Raw genomic sequence first — 6,390 nt, forward strand, 5'->3', positions numbered from 1 at the left:
CCTTCGGGTTATGAGCCCGACGAGCTACCAGACTGCTCCATCCCGCGTCCGGATTAGTGTTTAGCCTCGCTTCCGAGAATTGGTCTTAGGCCAGTGAAGTATTCTATAACCTCTGGCGTTAAGGGGTAAACCTTGTTTGTTACGCCGTGCCCTGAAGACGGAGCGCATAGTAAAGGCCACCCCGAAATGAGTCAACACTGAGTCGAGAAAAATTGGCTTTTCAGCACTCGTTTGCTCAGCTTGTCGCCAAATGGCCGAAAACAAAACAAAAGTTGGTTAAAATCGGTACGGCAATATGTGCATGCCGCTAATAGTAATGGGTCTAACTGGTTGAGTTAAGGTTGGTTCAGTTGCGATCTCTGCAGTGCAGTAATGTTTTATTTTATGGTTGACTTTCAACAACCCAATCACTTCGGGCTCTTACGGGCGTTATCCACTGTTTTTGTGGATAACTGTGTTGATTAACTGCTTTGGCTGCTTTCAAACCCGCACCGTTACTGGGTTTTGCTTGGATTGAGTGGTTTCTGTGCATAAGTGTTTATTTGTTTATAAACAACAACTTAAGTTCATTGGTGGTTAAGCCTTAATTTTTCCTTTACGAAAAAAATTATGGATTGGGTTAAATGTTAAGCCTGTGTATTAAGTTTGTTGGATTGGGGCTAACTGGTTTGGTGGCATTCGCTGTTAGCGGGATATTTGACAAAATAATGATCTTGTACATGCGGCAATTGCTCATACAAACAACGGTAGGGGCTTAACCGCGTTTGCTGGTGCTGGGTTCAAGGGCTTGTTCAAACAGCAGTTGGCCTGCTGTTGTGCGTCAGCGATTACAGGTTTTGCGCGGATTAGTGGCTAAAACCGACTTACAAAGGCTGCTAAAATAGCGGTTTGGTTGACGAAATTGCGTCATCGGCATGTGGTAACTGGGAATGAGGGTTTATGAGTCGCAGCTTTACATTGGAATCACGGTTTAAACCGGCGGGGGATCAACCTCAAGCCATTGAGAAACTGGTTGATGGTTTAGAGGCGGGTTTAGCGCACCAAACCTTATTGGGGGTAACCGGTTCGGGGAAAACCTTCACTGTGGCGAATGTGATTGCACAGTTGCAACGGCCAACCATCATTATGGCGCACAATAAAACCCTAGCGGCACAGTTGTATGGTGAGATGACCGAGTTCTTTCCTAATAATGCCGTTGAATACTTTGTTTCTTACTACGACTACTACCAGCCCGAAGCCTATGTGCCCACCACTGACACCTTTATTGAAAAGGATGCCTCGGTAAATGCCCATATTGAGCAAATGCGGCTCTCAGCCACCAAGGCATTGATGGAGCGACGGGACGTGATCCTAGTGGCATCGGTGTCGGCCATTTACGGCCTTGGCGATCCGAAATCTTATATGGCGATGTTGTTGCACCTGCGAGTGGGCGACATCATGAATCAGCGTGATATCTTAAAGCGGCTGGCCGAGCTGCAATACAGTCGTAACGATATGGCGTTTGATCGCGGTACGTTTCGGGTGCGCGGTGAAGTGATTGACATCTTCCCTGCCGATTCTGAAAAAGACGCGGTGCGCTTAGAGTTGTTTGATGAAGAGGTGGAGCGGATCAGTGTGTTTGATCCCTTAACCGGTGCGATTGAACGCACGGTGGCGCGCTACACGATTTACCCTAAAACCCACTACGTAACCCCGCGGGAAACCATTGTTGCTTCCATTGATAAGATCAAAGCAGAGATGGCGCTGCGGCATCAGTTTCTGCTCGACAACAATAAGTTGATTGAAGCCCAGCGGATCAAAGAACGCTGTCAGTTTGATACTGAAATGATGCAGGAGCTGGGCTATTGCTCCGGCATTGAAAACTACTCACGCTACTTGTCTGGCCGAGCCCCGGGCGAGCCGCCGCCAACCTTGCTGGATTACTTGCCTGACGATGGCCTGCTGATCCTCGATGAATCCCACGTTTCCGTGCCGCAAATCGGTGCCATGTATAAAGGCGATCGCAGCCGCAAAGAAACCTTGGTGGAGTTTGGCTTCCGGTTGCCGTCGGCAATGGACAACCGGCCATTGAAGTTCGATGAGTTTGAATCGATTGCGCCGCAAACCATCTACGTATCGGCAACCCCGGCTAAGTACGAACTAGAGCAATCGGGAGACGATGTGGTTGAGCAGGTGGTGCGGCCAACCGGATTGCTGGATCCCGAGATTGAAGTGCGTCCGGTGGCCACTCAGGTGGACGATCTGTTATCGGAGATCCACGCCCGAGTTGCGGTGCAAGAGCGGGTACTGGTAACCACCTTAACCAAGCGAATGTCTGAAGATTTAACCGAGTATCTGGATGAACATGGGGTAAAGGTGCGCTATCTGCACTCTGACATCGAAACCGTTGAGCGCAGTGAGATCATCCGAGATCTGCGTCTTGGGGTGTTTGATGTGCTGGTGGGGATCAACTTATTGCGTGAAGGCTTGGATATGCCGGAAGTGTCGCTGGTGGCCATTTTAGATGCGGATAAAGAGGGGTTCTTGCGTTCAGAACGGTCACTTATCCAGACCATTGGGCGTGCGGCCCGTAACACCAAAGGCAAAGCCATTTTGTATGGGGATAAGATCACCGGTTCGATGCGTCGTGCCATTGATGAAACCGAACGACGCAGAGAAAAGCAGCATGCGTTCAACCTCGAACATGGGATTGTGCCTAAGAACTTGGTGAAGAAAGTAAACGATGTGATGGATTTAGGCAGTGGCAGCAAGAAAGCGAAAGCGCCAATGCCCCACGCCGCTGAGCCCAAAGCGCGTTATCAACCCAAAACACCGAAGCAGTTGGGGCAAGAGATCGCCGCCTTGGAGAAACAGATGCTGCAACACGCGCAAGATCTGGAGTTTGAACAGGCGGCCAGGTTGCGTGATGAAATTGGCAATCTGCGCCAACAACTGGTAGCTGGCTAAAGGGGCGAACCAGCACAATTGGGCGGGGTGAGCCATACTGATAGGTGATGAATCAGTGTGGGAGGCCGCATGACTATACAACAACATCGTTGGGCATTTGTGGGGGCGTTGCTGGTATTGATCGCCGTGGTGGTTCTGCTTTCACCGCCGCCAATTGCTCAGCCAAGTGGTGCGCAATTGGCCAGTTATCGCAGCGCGACCTTTGCCGAGGGCGTTGCGAAGAATAACGGCTTAGTTTATGTCGACCGAGACCGTTTTCACCCGTTAGCACAGGCACCCACAGAACTCGATATTAACGTGTTACTGCGGGATTTTCCGACCGCAGCGGGGGCGATTCATGGGCAGGTGTTGGCTCAGCAGCAATACTTAGCCGCCAGCGAGGGCAACTATGAACAGGCGATGCGGTTAATGGGGCAAAGCTTTATTACCGCTAACGGCGGCGGCAGTTACGCCGTGCGTTGGTAAGTCGCCCGCTCTGTTATTGCTGAGTGGGCTTAGAGCGTTGTTTTGATAGCAGCGCCGATAACCACATCGGCAAGCCAACCAATGCCAGGGCGGCAACCACCCCAAGCAGGTGCGACTCAACCGCCACCGTTGCGTTAATCAAGGTGGCGGTTTGTTCGCTGGCGCCGTAGATATTTTCCCACGCCACCTTGGCAATCACCCCCAACAGCAACCACCAGCCAGTAGCCCAACCCCGCTGAATGTCGTGAAGTGCCCCAAAGGTAAACAGCCCGTGCAGTAGGGCGCTAAGGCCAACGTAACGCCACGTGTCTGTTACCCCCCAATAGATCCCCGCGCTAATGAACAGCATCATTAACAGGCTAATCGGCCAGATCCGTTTGGGTTGGTAATGGGGTTGATGCAAACCAAAAAGCAGCCACAACCCCCCTAGGTTCATCCATAAATGGGCACTGTTTGAATGCAGCAAGTGGCCACTGAACAGTCGCCACCATTGCCCCGCGGCCAGATCGGTGCGAGACCAATCCAGCAGCGGCTTGCTTTCTGGCAGTAAGGCCAACAACAACGCCGCTAACGTCAGTGTTAGCGGCAGGCTGAGTTGCCCTAAGGTTGGCCGCGAGTAGGCGTTAATCAAGCTGGCACTCGCCGTTTGCTTGCTTTTGTTGCAGTTGCGCCTGAACTTGGTCGCGATTGTCTAGATATTGCTGCAGGCCATTGGCGCGCAAAATACAGGCAGGGCAGGTGCCGCAACCGCTGCCAAGCTGACCGTTATAGCAAGTGAGGGTTTGATCGCGCACCAGTTCTAGCGCGTGGTATTGATCCGCTAACGCCCAAGTTTCCGCTTTATCCAACCACATCAGCGGGGTGCTTAATGTCAGTGGCCGATCCATGCCCAGTTCGAGCGCCTGCTGCAAGCTTTGCACAAAACTGTTGCGGCAATCGGGGTAGCCGGAATAATCGGTCTCACATACGCCGGTGATCACCGTCTCTGCGCCAATTTGGTAGGCGTAGATCCCCGCCAAGGTTAAGAACAGAATGTTGCGGCCCGGCACAAAGGTGTTGGGCAGGCCGTTATCCATCAGTTCATTATCAACTGGAATGCTGTCACGGGTTAGGGCGCTCACGGCCAACTCGTTCAACATGCCCACGTCTAATACCTTGTGGGCGGCGATCCCTAACTGCTTGGTAAGCCGTTGGGCCACGTCAATCTCTTCGCTGTGGCGCTGGCCATAATCGAAGGTGATGGCGTGCACTTCATCAAATTGCTTAATCGCTTGCACTAAGCAGGTGGTGGAGTCTTGGCCGCCGCTAAATACCACTACGGCTTTGGTTTTGTGTGTCATGGGTTATCCGTCAAGTTGACCGGTTTGAGCGAAGCGCTGTAATTGCGCTTGATAGGGGCGAATGTCGCCTATCTGCTCTGCCACCCAGTCAGGGTTATAGTAGCTGTCGAGGTAACGCTCGCCAGAATCGCATAATAGTGTCACTAACGAACCGCTTTCGCCATTGGTGTGCATTTGACTGGCTAATTTGACAACACCATAGAGGTTGGTGCCGGTGCTGGCGCCGATTTTTCGCCCTAAGATCTGCTCTAACCACAACATGGTGGCGATAGAGGCGGGATCCGGCACCTGCATCATCTGATCCACCACATCCGCAATAAAGGATGGCTCTACCCGCGGGCGACCAATGCCTTCGATGCAGGAGCAGGCGCTGGTGGTTAGGGCGGGATCGCGCTGCTGGTAGTAATCGAAAAAGACCGAATTGTCGGGATCAACCACGCACAGCTGGGTTTGCTTACGTTGATAACGCAAGTAACGGCCAATGGTGGCCGAGGTGCCGCCGGTGCCTGGGCTCATCACAATGTGGTGGGGCTCTGGGTAGCGTTCGCGCGACATCTGCTGAAAAATGGATTCGGCGATGTTGTTGTTGCCTCGCCAATCGGTGGCGCGCTCGGCATAGGTGAACTGATCCATGTAATGGCCGCCAAGTTCTTTGGCTAAGCGTTCACTTTCAATGTAGATGTTGGCCGGCTCCACTAAGTGGCAGCGACCACCGTAAAATTCAATTTGATCGATTTTACGCTGCGCGGTGCTTTTGGGGATCACCGCAATAAACTCTAGCCCCAGCAATCGAGCAAAATACGCTTCTGAGATGGCGGTAGAGCCGGATGAGGATTCAATAACGGGGCAGCCCTCTTTGATCCAACCATTACTGAGGCCATACAAGAACAGCGAGCGGGCTAAGCGGTGTTTTAAGCTGCCGGTGGGGTGGGTGCTTTCATCTTTCAAATAGATGTCGATGTTGGTCAATACCGGTAAATCCAGTTTGATCAGATGGGTATCTGCACTGCGTTGAAAATCCGATTCAATCTGGCTGATGGCCCAATTTACCCAGCTGCGTGTCATAATGCGTCCCTATATATGCTTGTGCGTGCGCAGATGGTACACAATGGATCCTGAACTGTTAAAACAATTAGCAAATGAAAAAATGCCGTTTGGCAAATACGCTGGACGGTATTTAACCGATGTGCCGATTGCCTATTACGTTTGGATGCAAAACAAGGGCTGGCCCGCGCCACCATTAGGGCCAAAGATGGCACTGATGCTGGAGATCAAACACAACGGTTTAAGCGGATTGCTGCAACCTTTACGCCGTGACGGCAGAGATTGAGTGCGAGTTTCAGTGATGGTTTTAGTGAGTCGTTAACTGAGTCTTTAACTAAGAGTTTGACTGAGCTTAAGTGGGTTTTAGCCACAGTGGCTAAAACCACTGCGACAGTGTAACCACGCTGTCGCAGCGACCATGCGGATTGCCGTGCCAGAAACCGATGTTGCGGTAAAGGCACAAGGAAAAGCAGACATAAAAAAACGCCATCCGATGGATGGCGTTTTTTTATAAAAGATGGTGGAGGGAGACGGATTCGAACCATCGAAGGCAGTGCCATCAGATTTACAATCTGGTCCCTTTGGCCACTCGGGA

Annotated in this window: 7 protein-coding genes; 3 read left to right on the plus strand and 4 right to left on the minus strand. The window is 51.7% G+C overall.

The genetic code is table 11. The annotated features are described in order from the left end of the window. Positions 1-939 precede the first annotated feature (939 nt). Complete coding sequence (uvrB, locus tag Q0796_RS17890; RefSeq protein ID WP_298445808.1) at positions 940-2,946, plus strand: excinuclease ABC subunit UvrB; 2,007 nt, start codon at positions 940-942, stop codon at positions 2,944-2,946. Between the two features lie 69 nt (positions 2,947-3,015). Beyond that, on the plus strand, positions 3,016-3,411 hold the full coding sequence (locus Q0796_RS17895; RefSeq protein WP_298445811.1) for a hypothetical protein: 396 nt from the start codon (positions 3,016-3,018) through the stop codon (positions 3,409-3,411). A 13-nt stretch (positions 3,412-3,424) separates the two neighbouring features. On the opposite strand, the gene rrtA is transcribed toward Q0796_RS17895, so the two are convergent. Genes rrtA through Q0796_RS17910 form a run of 3 tightly spaced genes read right to left on the minus strand, consistent with a single transcriptional unit; the run spans position 3,425 to position 5,816 of the window. After that, positions 3,425-4,042, minus strand: coding sequence for a rhombosortase (gene rrtA, locus Q0796_RS17900; protein ID WP_298445816.1), 618 nt, complete (start codon positions 4,040-4,042; stop codon positions 3,425-3,427). Further along, a complete protein-coding gene (gene queC, locus Q0796_RS17905) occupies positions 4,035-4,751 on the minus strand; it encodes a 7-cyano-7-deazaguanine synthase QueC (protein WP_298445819.1) in 717 nt (238 codons plus the stop codon). Before queC ends, rrtA begins: the two co-directional genes overlap by 8 nt. 3 nt (positions 4,752-4,754) lie before the next feature. Next, positions 4,755-5,816 carry a PLP-dependent cysteine synthase family protein gene (locus Q0796_RS17910; protein ID WP_298445822.1) on the minus strand — a complete coding sequence of 354 codons (1,062 nt, stop codon included), beginning with the start codon at positions 5,814-5,816 and terminating at the stop codon, positions 4,755-4,757. Between the two features lie 43 nt (positions 5,817-5,859). Here Q0796_RS17910 and Q0796_RS17915 point away from each other — a divergent pair, with 43 nt between their 5' ends. Then, positions 5,860-6,081 carry a DUF3820 family protein gene (locus Q0796_RS17915; RefSeq protein WP_298445825.1) on the plus strand — a complete coding sequence of 74 codons (222 nt, stop codon included), beginning with the start codon at positions 5,860-5,862 and terminating at the stop codon, positions 6,079-6,081. Positions 6,082-6,158: 77 nt separating this feature from the next. Here Q0796_RS17915 and Q0796_RS17920 read toward each other — a convergent pair. Continuing rightward, a partial coding sequence (locus Q0796_RS17920) for a hypothetical protein (RefSeq protein WP_298445827.1) occupies positions 6,159-6,390 on the minus strand: 232 nt, incomplete at its 5' end.

Source organism: uncultured Ferrimonas sp. (assembly GCF_947489035.1).
Classification (GTDB): Bacteria; Pseudomonadota; Gammaproteobacteria; order Enterobacterales; family Shewanellaceae; genus Ferrimonas.